Source organism: Delftia sp. WSY_16 (assembly GCF_043104415.1).
Classification (GTDB): domain Bacteria; phylum Pseudomonadota; class Gammaproteobacteria; order Burkholderiales; family Burkholderiaceae_C; genus Comamonas; species Comamonas tsuruhatensis.
In genome coordinates, this window is record NZ_JBICKS010000003.1 from 174,772 (window position 1) to 187,504 (window position 12,733).

A 12,733-nucleotide genomic window follows, 5' to 3' on the forward strand; every position below is an offset into this window, starting at 1 on the left:
CCAGGAAAGCCAGGAACCCCATGCAGGCCCTGCAGAACCTCAACCCCGGCGCCATGCTGGACACCTTCGTCAGCCTGACCACGGCCTTCGTGTTCGGCGCCCTCATCGGCCTGGAGCGCCAGGTGCGCCAGCGCACGGCGGGGCTGCGCACCAACACCCTGGTCGCCGTGGGCGCGGCCGTCTTCGTGGACCTGGCCGTGCGCCTGGGCGGGGCCGAGGGCGCCACGCGCGTGGTGGCCTACGTGGTCTCGGGCGTGGGCTTCCTGGGTGCGGGCGCCATCATGAAGGAAGGGGCCAACATCACCGGGCTGAACACCGCGGCCACGCTGTGGGGCTCGGCCGCCGTGGGGGCCTGCGCGGGCGCCAGCCTGGTGGCCGAGGCCGGCCTGGCCACGCTGTTCGTGCTGGCCAGCAACACCTTGCTGCGCCCCGTGGTCAACCGCATCAACCGCCGCCCGGTGGATGACGAATCCACGGAGTCGACCTACTACGTCTACGCCATCTGCCACCGCGGCGCCCAGGGCGATGTGCGCGAGCAGATGCTGGAGCTGCTGGAGAACGCCAGCTACCCCGTGCGCGGCGTGGAAACCCATGCCTTCGGGCCGCAGGACACGGAGATCGAGGCCATGCTCTACGCCACCTCGGTGGACTCCGACGAGCTGGACCGCGTGATCGCCGCCATCGAGGCCCTGCCCGGCGTGCTGCAGGCCTTCTGGAACGCCGGCACGGAGGAATGAGCCTGCGTCAGCTGGCGTCGTCGCCCGGCACGGAAAGGCCCAGGTGGCGGTACGCCGCCTGGGTCGCCATGCGCCCGCGCGGCGTGCGCTGCAAAAAGCCCTGCTGGATCAGGTAGGGCTCGATCACATCCTCGATGGTGCCCGCCTCCTCGCCGATGCTGGCCGCGATGTTGTCCAGGCCCACGGGGCCGCCGTCGAAGCGGTGCACCACGGCCTCCAGCAGCTTGCGGTCCATGATGTCGAAGCCCTGGGGATCGACATCGAGCATGGCCAGCGCACGGTCGGCCAGCTCGCGCGTGATGCTGCCGTCGCCGCGCACATCGGCATAGTCGCGCACGCGGCGCAGCAGGCGGTTGGCAATGCGTGGCGTGCCGCGCGAGCGGCGCGCGATCTCGAAGGCGCCCTCGTCGTCAATCGGCGCGTTCAACAGGCCTGCACTGCGCCGCACGATGCGCGCCAGCTCCTCGGCCGTATAGAACTCCAGCCGCGCCACGATGCCGAAGCGGTCGCGCAGCGGGTTGGTCAGCATGCCCGCGCGCGTGGTCGCGCCCACCAGCGTGAACGGCTGCAGGTCCAGCTTGATGGAGCGCGCCGCCGGCCCTTCGCCGATCATGATGTCGATCTGGTAGTCCTCCAGCGCCGGGTAGAGGATTTCCTCGACCACGGGCGACAGGCGGTGGATCTCGTCGATGAACAGCACATCGTTGGCTTCGAGGTTGGTCAGCAGCGCCGCCAGGTCCTTGGGCTTTTCCAGCACGGGGCCGCTGGTCTGGCGCAGGTTCACGCCCAGCTCGGCCGCGATGATGTGCGACAGCGTGGTCTTGCCCAGGCCCGGCGGGCCGAACAGCAGCACATGGTCCAGCGCCTCGCTGCGCTTTCGGGCCGCGCCGATGAAGATCTCCAGCTGCTCGCGCGCCTTGGCCTGGCCCACGTACTCCTGCAGCAGCTTGGGGCGCAGGGCGCGCTCCATGGCCTCTTCCCCGCGCGAGACCGGCGCTGCCGAAATCATGCGCGGCTTTTCCGGTGCCTTGTCGGGCGCGAAACCGCCCTGCGGAAAGCCGCCCTGCCCGAAATCGTCGGTATGGATGCTCATGCGCCGCTCACTTGGCCAGCGCCTTCAGCGCCAGCTTGATGCCTTCGGTCACGCCCACGTCGGGCGGCAGCTTCTTGAGCGCGGCGGCCGCATCCTTGTCGGAATAGCCCAGCGCCATCAGCGCCTGCACGATGTCGTTCTGGTCGTTGTTCACGAACAGCGACTGCGCGCCCGTATCGGCGCCGATCTTGCCCTTGAGCTCCAGCAGCAGGCGCTCGGCCGTCTTCTTGCCGATGCCCGGCACCTTGACCAGGCGGCCCACCTCCTGCAGCGTCACGGCCTGGGCCAGGTCCTCCACGCTCATGCCGCTGAGCACCGACAGCGCCATGCGCGGGCCGATGCCGGTGATCTTGATCAGCTCGCGGAACGCCTGGCGCTCGCTGTGCGTGCCAAAGCCGTACAGAAGCTGCGCATCCTCGCGCACCACGAAGTGCGTCAGCAGGCTGACCCTGGCCCCGCTGGCCGGCAGGTTGTAGAAGGTGCTCATGGGCACCTGCACCTCGTAGCCCACGCCGCCGCAGTCCACCAGCACCTCGGGCGGGTTTTTTTCCAGCAGCGTTCCTGTCAATTTGCCTATCATTGGTGTCCTTTGCCGCCCCAGGGGCGGCTTTTCATGCCCGTCCGCAACCGAACGCCGGCCCATTCACAGGGTATGGCACCACGCCCTCGCGCTGGCCGCCGCCCGGAATCTCTGGAATTATCCGCGTGATCCTGCGCCACACCTTCACACCCCACGACAACAACCGGTTGAGCCATCTGTGCGGCCCGGCCGACGCGCACCTGCGCACCATCGAGATCGCCCTGGGCGTCAAGATCGCCCACCGCCACGAGCAATTCAAGATCGACGGCCCCAAGGCCAAGGCCAACGACGCACTGGAGCTGCTGCAGGCCCTCTACGAGATGGCCGACGACCCCATCCTGGACGATTCGCTGCAGCTCATGCTGGCCGGCGACACCGAACTCATCGAGCAGCCCCTGGACGCCATCCAGCTTTCCACGCGCCGCCCCGACCTGCGCGCGCGCACGGCCAACCAGTCGGCCTACCTGGAGAACATCGCCCGCCACGACATCACCTTCGGCATCGGCCCGGCCGGCACCGGCAAGACCTACCTGGCCGTGGCCTGCGCCGTGGACGCGCTGGAGCGCAGCGCCGTGCAGCGCATCGTGCTCACGCGCCCGGCCGTGGAAGCAGGCGAGCGCCTGGGCTTTCTGCCCGGCGACCTCACGCAGAAGGTCGACCCCTACCTGCGCCCGCTGTACGACGCACTCTACGACCTCATGGGCTACGAGAAGGTGCAAAAGGCCTTCGAGCGCAATGTGCTGGAGATCGCGCCGCTGGCCTTCATGCGCGGGCGCACGCTGAACAACGCCTTCGTCATCCTGGACGAGGCGCAGAACACCACGCCCGAGCAGATGAAGATGTTCCTCACGCGCATCGGCTTCGGCGCCCGCGCCGTGGTCACGGGCGACGTCAGCCAGATCGACCTGCCCAAGGGCGCCCTGAGCGGCCTGATCGATGCCGAGCGCGTCTTGAAGCGCGTCAAGGGCATCGCCATCAACCACTTCACCAGCGCCGACGTGGTGCGCCACCCGCTGGTGGCCCGCATCGTGGACGCCTACGACGCACGCGGCCAGGCCCCTGCGCGCCGCGCCGCACCGCGCCTTGCAGCGCCTTGATCCCGACAGCCACAGCAGACGCCCGCCCACGGGCGCTCCAAAGCTCAAGCCCAAGCACACGCCCACGCACTCCCCCATGTCCCTGAACCAACTGCAACTGTCCCTGCAATTCGCGCGCTTTGCCGAGGCACCTGTCCACCGCGCCGTGCTGTCCCGCAGCAAGGTCACGCGCTGGATACGCCATGCCCTGGCCGTCGATGCCGAAATCACCGTGCGCATCGTCGATGCCGAAGAAGGCCAGCAGCTCAACCGCGAATACCGCCAGAAGGACTACGCCACCAACGTCCTGACCTTCGACTACCAGCAGGAGCCCACCGCCATGGCCGACCTGGTGCTGTGCGCCCCCGTGGTCGAGCGCGAGGCGCGCGAGCAGAACAAGACGCTGGAGGAGCACTACGCCCACCTGCTGGTGCATGGCACGCTGCATGCCCAGGGCTGGGACCATGAAACCAGCGAGCAGGACGCCGAGGAAATGGAAGCCTACGAGACCGAGATCATGGTCGAGCTGGGCTTTGCCGACCCCTACGCCAAGTAGGCGGCACCAGGCCCCGCGCGGGCCTCAGCGCGCCGTATCGATGACGACCCGGCCGCGCACCTGGCCGGCAAGCAGCCGGGGCGCCAGCGCAACCGCATCGGCCAGGCCCGCCTCTTCGGTATTGCGCTCCAGCACCTCGCGCGGCAGTTCGGCAGCCAGCCGCGCCCAGGCCTGCTCGCGCCGCGCCTGCGGCGCATAGACGCTGTCGATGCCCAGCAGCGACACGCCGCGCAGGATGAACGGTGCCACAGAAGCCGGCAGGTCCAGCCCCTGGGCCAGCCCGCAGGCCGCCACGCAGCCGCCGTAGCGCAGGCTGGCGCACACATTGGCCAGCGTATGGCTGCCCACGCTGTCCACGGCCGCCGCCCAGACCTCCTTTTGCAGCGGCTTGCCGGGCGCATCCAGGCTGCTGCGCTCCACGATCCGCGCCGCGCCCAGCGCCTTCAGGTGCTCGGCCTGTTCGGGCCGCCCGGTGCCGGCGTGCACCTCGAAGCCCAGGCGCGACAGCAGGGCCACGGCAATGCTGCCCACGCCGCCATTGGCCCCCGTCACCAGCACGGGGCCGCTGGAGGGCGCGATGCCATGCGCCTGCAGCGCCATCACGCACAGCATGGCCGTATAGCCGGCCGTGCCTATGGCCATGGCATCCCGTGCGCTGAAGGCCTCGGGCCGGCGGATCAGCCAGTCGCCGTTCACCCGCGCCTGCTGGGCGAGCCCGCCCCAGTGGGTCTCGCCCACGCCCCAGCCGTTGAGCAGCACGGCATCGCCGGGCTGGAAACGCGCGTCCTCGCTGTCCAGCACCGTGCCGGCCAGGTCGATGCCCGGCACCATGGGGAACTGGCGCACCACGGGCGAGCGCCCCGTGATGGCCAGTGCATCCTTGTAGTTGAGCGTGGAATGCGAGACGGCCACGCGCACCGCGCCGGCGGGCAGGCTGGCTTCGTCCAGCTCCACACACTCGGCACGGGTTTCACGCGGTACGGGTTGGGTCAGCAGCAAGGCTTTGAACATGGGATCTCCAGCAAGGCAGTGGCAAAGGAATCCAAAGGCAATCAGGACTGCGGCGCGCCCAGCACGCCGCTGCGGCACAGGCGGGCGATGGCCTCATCCGCCATCCCCAGCTCCCGCAGCAGCGCAAGGTTGCCATCGCCCAGGGCGGGGGCCGGCGCACCCGGCAGGGGCTCGGCATCCATCCACCGGAACCCCAGCCCCGGAGTGTCCACCGCAGCGCCGCCGGCGCCATAGCTCACAGGTGACACGGTGCCGGCAGCGCGGGCCTCGCCCAGGAATTCACCCAGGCGCCGCACCCTGGCGGCAGGCACGCCCACGGCGTTGAGCCGGGCTTCCATGTCCCGTGCGCTGCGTGCGGCGAAGGCCTCGGCCAGACAGGCCTGCAGCCGCTGCAGCGCGGACGCATCACGCGCGGCGACAAAGCCGCCCTCGGGCGCATTGAAGGCATCGAGGTCCAGCAGCGTGGCGTCCTCGCACAGGGCATCGAGCCCCAGCACGCTGGCGAGCCTGCGGAACTGCTGCGGCGTGTTGGCGGCCGTGGACAGCCAGCCGTCGGCGCACCGGTAGGTGTCGGCCGCCGGGCTGCCCGTATAGCCCCGGTTGCCCACGCGCAGCTCCATGCTGCGCCGCATGATGGAAGAGGTGTTCCGCCGCGAAGGCGTGATCGCGCCCACGCCCGTCATCGAATCCACCAGCCCCTTCACCAACCTGCAACTGGTCCGGGCCGGCCTGGGGCTCAGCGCCGTGCCCGACTCCACGCTGCAGGCCTCGCCCCGGTCGCTGGGGGTGCGCAGGGTGCATGTCACACCCGCCATCTCCATGGGCCCCGTGGCGTTGATCTACCGCAGCGCCGTCGCCAACCCGCGCGTTGTCCTGCTGCGCGCCACGCTGGGCCTGCCCGGCCCGGCGGTGGAGCCGCCCTAGTCGTCAGGCGGCCGCCACGCCGGCGCGATCCTGTCCTTTTGCGCAAAGCAGCCCTGACCCCGCCGCCATGCCGGTGCGACAGCCCGGCCGATGGTCCGGCACTAAGATCGGCCTCGACCTATAACACCGGCCTGGCCGCGCAAGGCCACGGCGGCCTGCCGATGCCCGGCCCCAGGAGGAGACAACACCCATGTGGGACATCGCACTGCTCATGAGCGCCGCCTTCGTGGCCGGCGCGCTCAATGCCGTCGCCGGGGGCGGCAGCTTCCTCACCCTGCCCGCCCTGGTCTTCACCGGCGTGCCGCCCGTGGCCGCCAACGCCACCGGCACCGTCGCCCTGCTGCCCGGCTACATGGCCGGTGCCTGGGGTTTTCGCCAGGACATGGAGCCGCCGCCCGGCCTGGGCATGCGCGGCGTCATCGTGCTGTCGCTCATCGGCGGCTCGCTGGGCGCGGCCCTGCTGCTGGTCACGCCCGACCACCTGTTCCGCAAGGTCGTCCCCTGGCTGCTGCTGGCCGCCACCGCCATGTTCGCCTTCGCGCCCCAGCTCAGGCGCATGGCATCAAGCGGCAGCGCCGAGCATGCCGCCCATGCATCGCCCCTGAAGGCCGGCGCCGGCATGCTGGCCGTGGCCATCTACGGCGGCTACTTCAACGGCGGCCTGGGCATCCTGCTGCTGGCCCTGTTCGGCCTGCTGGGCCAGACCAGGCTGCATGCCATGAACGGCATGAAGAACCTGGTCTCCGCCCTGCTCACGGCCATTGCCGTCGCCATCTATGCGGCCGGCGGCGTCGTGCAGTGGGAACAGGCCCTGATCATGATGATTGCCGCCACCGCAGGCGGCTACGGCGGCGCCCGCCTGGCGCGCCGCATCCCGCCCGAATGGCTGCGCGCGGGCATCATGCTGACGGGGCTGGTGATGGCGGGGGTGTTTTTCTGGAGGCAGTGAGGCGGGGCTTTTGAAGAAGGGCCGCGGCTCAGGCCTTTCTTGGCCGCTGCCTGGGCCTTGGCGGCTGTGCATCCGTCTCAGCAGACACCAAAGGCACTGCACGCAGGCTTTCAGCAACCCTGCGTGCGACGTCCTCTTTCCATGACTCGTCCTGGGTCAGCGTCAAAACGGCCACATCCGCAAGCGACGCCGCCATCGCGGACCGAACGGCCACATCCTGTCCAAAGTCTGCTTTGGCGCCGGTTGCGTCAAGGCTGCTCTCCAGCCTCGCAATGATTTCTGCGTTCACGCTGCGATTGTTGTTCTTGGCAACGAGGGTGAGCTTTTCACGCAGCTCCACAGGCATACGCAACGGGTAGGACGGCACTTGCTTGTCAGTCATCCGCCAGATTCTGGACATCAGAAAGATTCATGACAAAGAATCTATTTGACATCTAATATTGATAGATATCCAATAGATTCAGTACCCAATACATGCAGGAGAAGGGATCAATATGAATGCCACGCCGAAGGCCACCGCAGACAAGCCCAGCATGCAGCAGATGATTGCCCTGTCCATAGACCGCGCAGAAACCGAGCTGGCCGCCCTGATCGACCAGCGCTGCGCAGACATGGACTGGGTTGACGAAGACGCCGACGTGGACATGGCCACGGAACTGGCCCTGAACCACATCCGGCAGATGAAGCTCACCCACTTCGACGCGGCATGGAAGTTTGACAACGCCTGGTTCCTCGCCCGCGCCGCCATCGTCCTGGCCGACCAGGCGTTCAGCCGGCCCCAATGCGCCTATGGCCTGCGCCTGGCGCAGCTCGTGCAACTTTTCAATGAAGCGCCCTCCTTCGTGGAGCACGTGGAGGAAAGCCGGGTGAATTAGGCGCGGCGCCCTGCTGCCGCGTGGCACCAGCAGGCTCCGTGAGAGCGCCGGTCTGTTCGCTCATTGCCGTCACGGCCTTTAACCGGATCGCATTGGGCACCGCGTAGTCGCGCATCTGCCTCTGGCTAGCCAAGAGAGGGGGTGCGTGCTTTCTGAGCTGCCTATGCGTCAGCGAACAACTCGCAGGCCAGATCGGTAATCTTTGGGGATTTCTGAGCTGCCTACGCGGCAGCGAACCAGCTGATGGCCTGCTGATTCTCCGCGCCATTTTTCTAAGCTGCCTACGCGGCAGCGAACAAAGAAAACCGGCCTACACCTTGCATTTGCTTTTTCTGAGCTGCCTACGCGGCAGCGAACCGGGCCGCCAGCTCGATGGCCGCACCTGGGATTTTCTGAGCTGCCTATGCGGCAGCGAACATGATCCGTTGTACCGGCCCTGAAGGCTCCAATTTCTGAGCTGCCTATGCGGCAGCGAACATCGACCCGACCAAGTTCACGCCCGAGTCGCTTTTCTGAGCTGCCTATGCGGCAGCGAACCCGAAACGCGCCCCACACTGAGAGTGATTGAATTTCTGAGCTGCCTATGCGGCAGCGAACTTGTCATAGCCTGGCCCAGACGCAGCCAGATATTTCTGAGCTGCCTATGCGGCAGCGAACCCGGGCCGACACGCTGTTCAGGGTGATCTGATTTTCTGAGCTGCCTATGCGGCAGCGAACGGCAGCGCCCACGAAACTGCCGTGCACCACCTGTTTCTGAGCTGCCTATGCGGCAGCGAACATGCCGAAGCCGCGGATCTGGTGGCAATCACATTTCTGAGCTGCCTATACGGCAGCGAACCTCCTGTGTTGAAAAACCGAAGGCGCCGCAACTTTCTGAGCTGCCTATGCGGCAGCGAACCTGGCCGCCGAGCTTGTACGCCGGCACGGGCATTTCTGAGCTGCCTATGCGGCAGCGAACTTAGGAGCCCCTTCCGCCAGACAACTGGCTTATTTCTGAGCTGCCTATGCGGCAGCGAACGGGGCAGATTCGTGGTCGGGGTTGATCCCGTTGTTTCTGAGCTGCCTATGCGGCAGCGAACCGCTCGGGATGGCTGGCCCTGGAGCTGGCCGATTTCTGAGCTGCCTATGCGGCAGCGAACTTACCTGACTTCCTAACTTCAGCTGAAGTCCATTTCTGAGCTGCCTACGCGGCAGCGAACTCGCGTGCGTATGCGCATGGGCTTTCACTGGCTTTCTGAGCTGCCTACGCGGCAGCGAACTTTGCGTATTGCTGGGCTTGGGGCCGCAGGTTTTTCTGAGCTGCCTACGCGGCAGCGAACCATCAGGCGGCGCTGCGATGCCTGTTTGTCCTTTTCTGAGCTGCCTACGCGGCAGCGAACAGGTAGCTCTCCAGCACTCCCACTGCCACCGTTTTCTGAGCTGCCTACGCGGCAGCGAACGAGGCCGCCGCCAGCGAGCTGATACGACTGCATTTCTGAGCTGCCTACGCGGCAGCGAACTCCCTGGAAGCCAGCGACGACTCGCTGGTGAACTTTCTGAGCTGCCTACGCGGCAGCGAACCAAGCCCAGGCATCGCGTCTGGCTTTCGAGCATTTCTGAGCTGCCTACGCGGCAGCGAACCCCATTCGCAAGCGTCTTGGCCTCACCCAGCATTTCTGAGCTGCCTACGCGGCAGCGAACCTGGAGGCCTGGCGCGATGACCCGCCCGAGCTTTTCTGAGCTGCCTACGCGGCAGCGAACGGCCTTTTTCGTTTCTGGCCTGCGGGCCGCAATTTCTGAGCTGCCTACGCGGCAGCGAACTCACAGACCACGGCGATGTATTCCGCTGGTTCTTTCTGAGCTGCCTACGCGGCAGCGAACCTGCACGCCCTGGCCAAAGAGCGCGGCGTGAATTTCTGAGCTGCCTACGCGGCAGCGAACCGCCACCCTGCCCTGGCCGAGTTCCGGCTGATTTTCTGAGCTGCCTACGCGGCAGCGAACACATGGTCGATCAGGTACTGCGCGTCACGGTTTTTCTGAGCTGCCTACGCGGCAGCGAACCATAGCTGCGTACCTGATTCCGGGCACCGAGTTTTCTGAGCTGCCTACGCGGCAGCGAACCGCGGCGACTGATCGCCAAACCAGGGCCGGCATTTCTGAGCTGCCTACGCGGCAGCGAACTGGGGCTCCTGAGCTTCTGCCTGGCTGCAGCCTTTCTGAGCTGCCTACGCGGCAGCGAACCGCCTCGATATCCCGGCGATCCTTCTGGATCATTTCTGAGCTGCCTACGCGGCAGCGAACCGCTTCTGCATCAGCCTGAAGGTCCACCTGGATTTCTGAGCTGCCTACGCGGCAGCGAACTTGGGGAGCCGACCCCTCGCGCCAGCCATGACTTTCTGAGCTGCCTACGCGGCAGCGAACTGCGCATCGCCGCCATCACAGGCGCTCCCAATTTTCTGAGCTGCCTACGCGGCAGCGAACGTCCAGGTGCACCACGCGGCTGGCGCTGAAAATTTCTGAGCTGCCTACGCGGCAGCGAACGTTGGTGCGGCGGCGCGTCTCGTCCGCCAGTTTTTCTGAGCTGCCTACGCGGCAGCGAACTTCCCCGAGGCTCTGCAGGCCGCCATCGACATTTTCTGAGCTGCCTACGCGGCAGCGAACGATCGCGCGCTCGCCGAACTGCGCGTCGTCGTTTTCTGAGCTGCCTACGCGGCAGCGAACCCTCCTTTACTGCTTGGTGCGCCAGGCGTTGATTTCTGAGCTGCCTACGCGGCAGCGAACTCCGATGCGCTGGTCAACGAGCTGACGGAGCATTTCTGAGCTGCCTACGCGGCAGCGAACTCCGATGGGGTGACTATCAACACGGCCTCGCTTTTCTGAGCTGCCTACGCGGCAGCGAACGGCTTCATCGATGGCGAAGCAGGCGCGCGCAATTTCTGAGCTGCCTACGCGGCAGCGAACATACTGCAGGGCGCAGTACGCGGCATCGGGGATTTTCTGAGCTGCCTACGCGGCAGCGAACGCTTCAGGCCAGCGGGTTGCGTACATCTCGTATTTCTGAGCTGCCTACGCGGCAGCGAACACCATGGCCAACATGGCCTCCCTGGTCTTCGATTTCTGAGCTGCCTACGCGGCAGCGAACGCGTTGCCCAGTCCAGTGCTGATCTTCCTGGTTTTCTGAGCTGCCTACGCGGCAGCGAACTAGGCAAAAAATTCTCCAATCCATTGATTTTGAAAGAGCTTTCACCTCCAGCAGGCAAACACCCCAAATTCCGGGGTATCTGCCAAGCTGTTGATTTACAAGGCTGTCTTCAGGCCTCCAGAAAAAGGGTCAGAACCAGGGAACAGCAGTTCCCAGGCTCAGCCCGTAGGTGTTGAAGCCTTCCTGGCCCGCCGTTCCCTGCACCGCTTTCTGCTCCACGAACAGGCAAAACGGCTGGCCGGTGCTGGCGCTGCGCAGTTGAACGTAGGGCAGGTCCGGGGTGCGCTCCACGCTGTCGGGGATGGCGGCCGCGGCCTGTTCAGCGGTTTCTCCCTTGCGCCGCATGCGGCGGCGGCGCAGGCGGTCGGGGCTGGTCTTGAACTGCCGGCGCTGCACCAGGTAGGGCACGGCGCCCTCTGGCACCAAAGCTGGCGGCGTGCAGTGCACGTGATCGCGCATGCCCTGCAGCCAGGGCTGTTCCATCAGGCCGCGCAGCGCGGCTTCACTGCCATGCAGGCGCAGGATGGTGCCCAGAGTGCGTGGACGCAGGCTGTAGCCGGGAAAGCTGATGCCTATGTCCGCGCTGCCCAGTTGCACGAGCGCGCGGTGCAGCTTGGCGACCAGCGCGCCCAGCAGGTGGGCGTGGCTGAATTCCGGGTCTGGCAGCAGCGTGATGTCGATGTAGTGCGAGGTCATGGCCATCAGCTCGCATCGCCGAAGACACCACCGCGGATCAGCACGGCCATCACGAAGTGCTGCTGCTCGACGGGCGGCACCTTGTCCTTGAGCAGCCAGTCGTCCAGCAGGGTGTAGAAGTCCTGCTTTTGCTTGGGCTGGCGCCAGGCCTTGCCCTGGGTGGTGACGGAGCCGTAGGGCTCGACCGCGATGGGTCCCAGGTCCTGCGCGCCGTCGTACCAGGTGTCGATGGTGCGCAGGGCGTTGCCGATTTTCTGGGAGTGGATGGCGGCGACCTCCTGGCCTTTTTCACCGATCTGGTAGAGCGTCTTGCTCTTTTTGGTGCTGCCCTTGTCGAGGATCAGTTCCTGCGAGGGGAAGACTTCCTGGCCCGCGCCCAGGCGCACAAAGGCGGTGATCTGCAGCAGCACATGGGCCTTGCCCTCAAGCCCCTGCGCGATCACGCTGCCCAGCGCAGCCACTTTCTCGTCAGGCCGCTCCAGCGTGCGCAGGTTGTGGGCCAGCGCATCGAACGACCATGCCTGCCCGGCCTTGCCATCCTTGAGCTGCACCACCTGCACCTGCACGCTTTCCGCGCCCACGCGATTGCGCCACAGAAAGCGCCCGTTCGCCAGGTTGGCCGCATAGCGGTTGGCCAGTTCGGCAAAGCCCTGGGCCGAGGCATAGGTCTGGACGGTCTGCGCGAGCCTGGCCTGGTATTCGGCGCTGTTGCAGGCAGACGGCGTGCCCGCGCCAGACAGCACGCGCAGCGTGAACTGCACCTTGAGCGTGTCGGCATCGGCGGGCAGGGCTGCCACGTCCACGGTCTGCAGGTTGGGGTTCTCGATGGCGGCGTCGAGCTTGGCCGGGTCCTGGTCCTTGGTCTTGAGGCGGTTGGAGATGGTGCCGCGCACGGATTTCTCGCGCAGCTTGACGGAGGGCCAGGAGGCGGAGGCCGCCCGGTCATCCCAGTTGCCTGCGTGGAAGACAGCGTCGGAGGGGTCGAGCTTGCGTTCGAAGGCGAGGACGGATGCGGTCTTGAGGGTGCTGGACATGGTGTTCAATCCTTTGGCAAT

The 12,733-nt window shown here is 66.4% G+C and carries 13 protein-coding genes and 1 CRISPR repeat array; of the genes, 6 read left to right on the forward strand and 7 right to left on the reverse strand.

All coding sequences use genetic code 11. The annotated features are described in order from the left end of the window. Window positions 1-20 precede the first annotated feature (20 nt). Entirely contained in the window at window positions 21-737 is a 717-nt protein-coding gene (locus ACF8O7_RS01605; RefSeq protein ID WP_012203158.1) for an MgtC/SapB family protein, read from the forward strand. Window positions 738-744: 7 nt separating this feature from the next. Here the strand turns inward: ACF8O7_RS01605 and ruvB are convergent, their stop codons facing one another. Together ruvB and ruvA are read right to left on the reverse strand one after the other, a co-directional pair. Then, window positions 745-1,830: a Holliday junction branch migration DNA helicase RuvB gene (gene ruvB, locus ACF8O7_RS01610; RefSeq protein ID WP_126311284.1), complete on the reverse strand. Its 1,086-nt coding sequence runs from the start codon at window positions 1,828-1,830 to the stop codon at window positions 745-747. Window positions 1,831-1,837: 7 nt separating this feature from the next. Beyond that, a complete protein-coding gene (gene ruvA / locus ACF8O7_RS01615; protein WP_016446532.1) occupies window positions 1,838-2,410 on the reverse strand; it encodes a Holliday junction branch migration protein RuvA in 573 nt (190 codons plus the stop codon). Window positions 2,411-2,535: 125 nt separating this feature from the next. Between ruvA and ACF8O7_RS01620 the strand changes: the two genes are divergently transcribed. After that, a complete protein-coding gene (locus ACF8O7_RS01620) occupies window positions 2,536-3,507 on the forward strand; it encodes a PhoH family protein (RefSeq protein ID WP_016446533.1) in 972 nt (323 codons plus the stop codon). Window positions 3,508-3,583: 76 nt separating this feature from the next. Continuing rightward, a complete protein-coding gene (gene ybeY / locus ACF8O7_RS01625) occupies window positions 3,584-4,042 on the forward strand; it encodes an rRNA maturation RNase YbeY (RefSeq protein WP_012203154.1) in 459 nt (152 codons plus the stop codon). 24 nt (window positions 4,043-4,066) lie between these two features. Here ybeY and ACF8O7_RS01630 read toward each other — a convergent pair whose 3' ends face one another. Beyond that, window positions 4,067-5,053, reverse strand: a complete 987-nt coding sequence (locus tag ACF8O7_RS01630; protein WP_016451875.1) for an MDR family oxidoreductase — start codon at window positions 5,051-5,053, stop codon at window positions 4,067-4,069. 41 nt (window positions 5,054-5,094) lie between these two features. Then, window positions 5,095-5,673, reverse strand: coding sequence for a CoA transferase (locus ACF8O7_RS01635; protein WP_043792967.1), 579 nt, complete (start codon window positions 5,671-5,673; stop codon window positions 5,095-5,097). Here ACF8O7_RS01635 and ACF8O7_RS01640 point away from each other — a divergent pair. Both ACF8O7_RS01640 and ACF8O7_RS01645 read left to right on the forward strand, forming a co-directional pair. After that, window positions 5,672-5,977: a LysR substrate-binding domain-containing protein gene (locus tag ACF8O7_RS01640; protein WP_080650098.1), complete on the forward strand. Its 306-nt coding sequence runs from the start codon at window positions 5,672-5,674 to the stop codon at window positions 5,975-5,977. The genes ACF8O7_RS01635 and ACF8O7_RS01640 overlap by 2 nt on opposite strands. 190 nt (window positions 5,978-6,167) lie before the next feature. Next, window positions 6,168-6,926 carry a sulfite exporter TauE/SafE family protein gene (locus ACF8O7_RS01645; protein ID WP_392442088.1) on the forward strand — a complete coding sequence of 253 codons (759 nt, stop codon included), beginning with the start codon at window positions 6,168-6,170 and terminating at the stop codon, window positions 6,924-6,926. 28 nt (window positions 6,927-6,954) lie between these two features. Here the strand turns inward: ACF8O7_RS01645 and ACF8O7_RS01650 are convergent, their stop codons facing one another. Further along, window positions 6,955-7,308 carry an Arc family DNA-binding protein gene (locus ACF8O7_RS01650; protein WP_080945400.1) on the reverse strand — a complete coding sequence of 118 codons (354 nt, stop codon included), beginning with the start codon at window positions 7,306-7,308 and terminating at the stop codon, window positions 6,955-6,957. 112 nt (window positions 7,309-7,420) lie between these two features. On the opposite strand from ACF8O7_RS01650, the gene ACF8O7_RS01655 reads away from it, so the two are divergent. Next, entirely contained in the window at window positions 7,421-7,801 is a 381-nt protein-coding gene (locus ACF8O7_RS01655) for a hypothetical protein (protein ID WP_046240413.1), read from the forward strand. A gap of 149 nt (window positions 7,802-7,950) precedes the next feature. Continuing rightward, a CRISPR array of direct repeats spans window positions 7,951-10,982; the repeat unit is 22 nt; unit sequence AGCTGCCTACGCGGCAGCGAAC. Window positions 10,983-11,111: 129 nt separating this feature from the next. Here the strand turns inward: ACF8O7_RS01655 and cas6f are convergent. Together cas6f and csy3 are read right to left on the reverse strand one after the other, a co-directional pair. Continuing rightward, complete coding sequence (cas6f, locus tag ACF8O7_RS01660) at window positions 11,112-11,678, reverse strand: type I-F CRISPR-associated endoribonuclease Cas6/Csy4 (RefSeq protein ID WP_034366869.1); 567 nt, start codon at window positions 11,676-11,678, stop codon at window positions 11,112-11,114. A gap of 5 nt (window positions 11,679-11,683) precedes the next feature. Then, window positions 11,684-12,712, reverse strand: coding sequence for a type I-F CRISPR-associated protein Csy3 (gene csy3 / locus ACF8O7_RS01665; RefSeq protein WP_071954293.1), 1,029 nt, complete (start codon window positions 12,710-12,712; stop codon window positions 11,684-11,686). Between the last annotated feature and the right edge of the window lie 21 nt (window positions 12,713-12,733).

Coding starts and splice junctions, on each gene's coding strand:
- ACF8O7_RS01605 (WP_012203158.1), top strand. CDS start 21: ATGCAGGCCCTGCAGAACCTCAACCCCGGCGCCATGCTGGACACCTTC.
- ruvB (WP_126311284.1), bottom strand. CDS start 1,830: ATGAGCATCCATACCGACGATTTCGGGCAGGGCGGCTTTCCGCAGGGC.
- ruvA (WP_016446532.1), bottom strand. CDS start 2,410: ATGATAGGCAAATTGACAGGAACGCTGCTGGAAAAAAACCCGCCCGAG.
- ybeY (WP_012203154.1), top strand. CDS start 3,584: ATGTCCCTGAACCAACTGCAACTGTCCCTGCAATTCGCGCGCTTTGCC.
- ACF8O7_RS01630 (WP_016451875.1), bottom strand. CDS start 5,053: ATGTTCAAAGCCTTGCTGCTGACCCAACCCGTACCGCGTGAAACCCGT.
- ACF8O7_RS01640 (WP_080650098.1), top strand. CDS start 5,672: ATGCTGCGCCGCATGATGGAAGAGGTGTTCCGCCGCGAAGGCGTGATC.
- ACF8O7_RS01635 (WP_043792967.1), bottom strand. CDS start 5,673: ATGGAGCTGCGCGTGGGCAACCGGGGCTATACGGGCAGCCCGGCGGCC.
- ACF8O7_RS01645 (WP_392442088.1), top strand. CDS start 6,168: ATGTGGGACATCGCACTGCTCATGAGCGCCGCCTTCGTGGCCGGCGCG.
- ACF8O7_RS01650 (WP_080945400.1), bottom strand. CDS start 7,308: ATGACTGACAAGCAAGTGCCGTCCTACCCGTTGCGTATGCCTGTGGAG.
- ACF8O7_RS01655 (WP_046240413.1), top strand. CDS start 7,421: ATGAATGCCACGCCGAAGGCCACCGCAGACAAGCCCAGCATGCAGCAG.
- cas6f (WP_034366869.1), bottom strand. CDS start 11,678: ATGACCTCGCACTACATCGACATCACGCTGCTGCCAGACCCGGAATTC.
- csy3 (WP_071954293.1), bottom strand. CDS start 12,712: ATGTCCAGCACCCTCAAGACCGCATCCGTCCTCGCCTTCGAACGCAAG.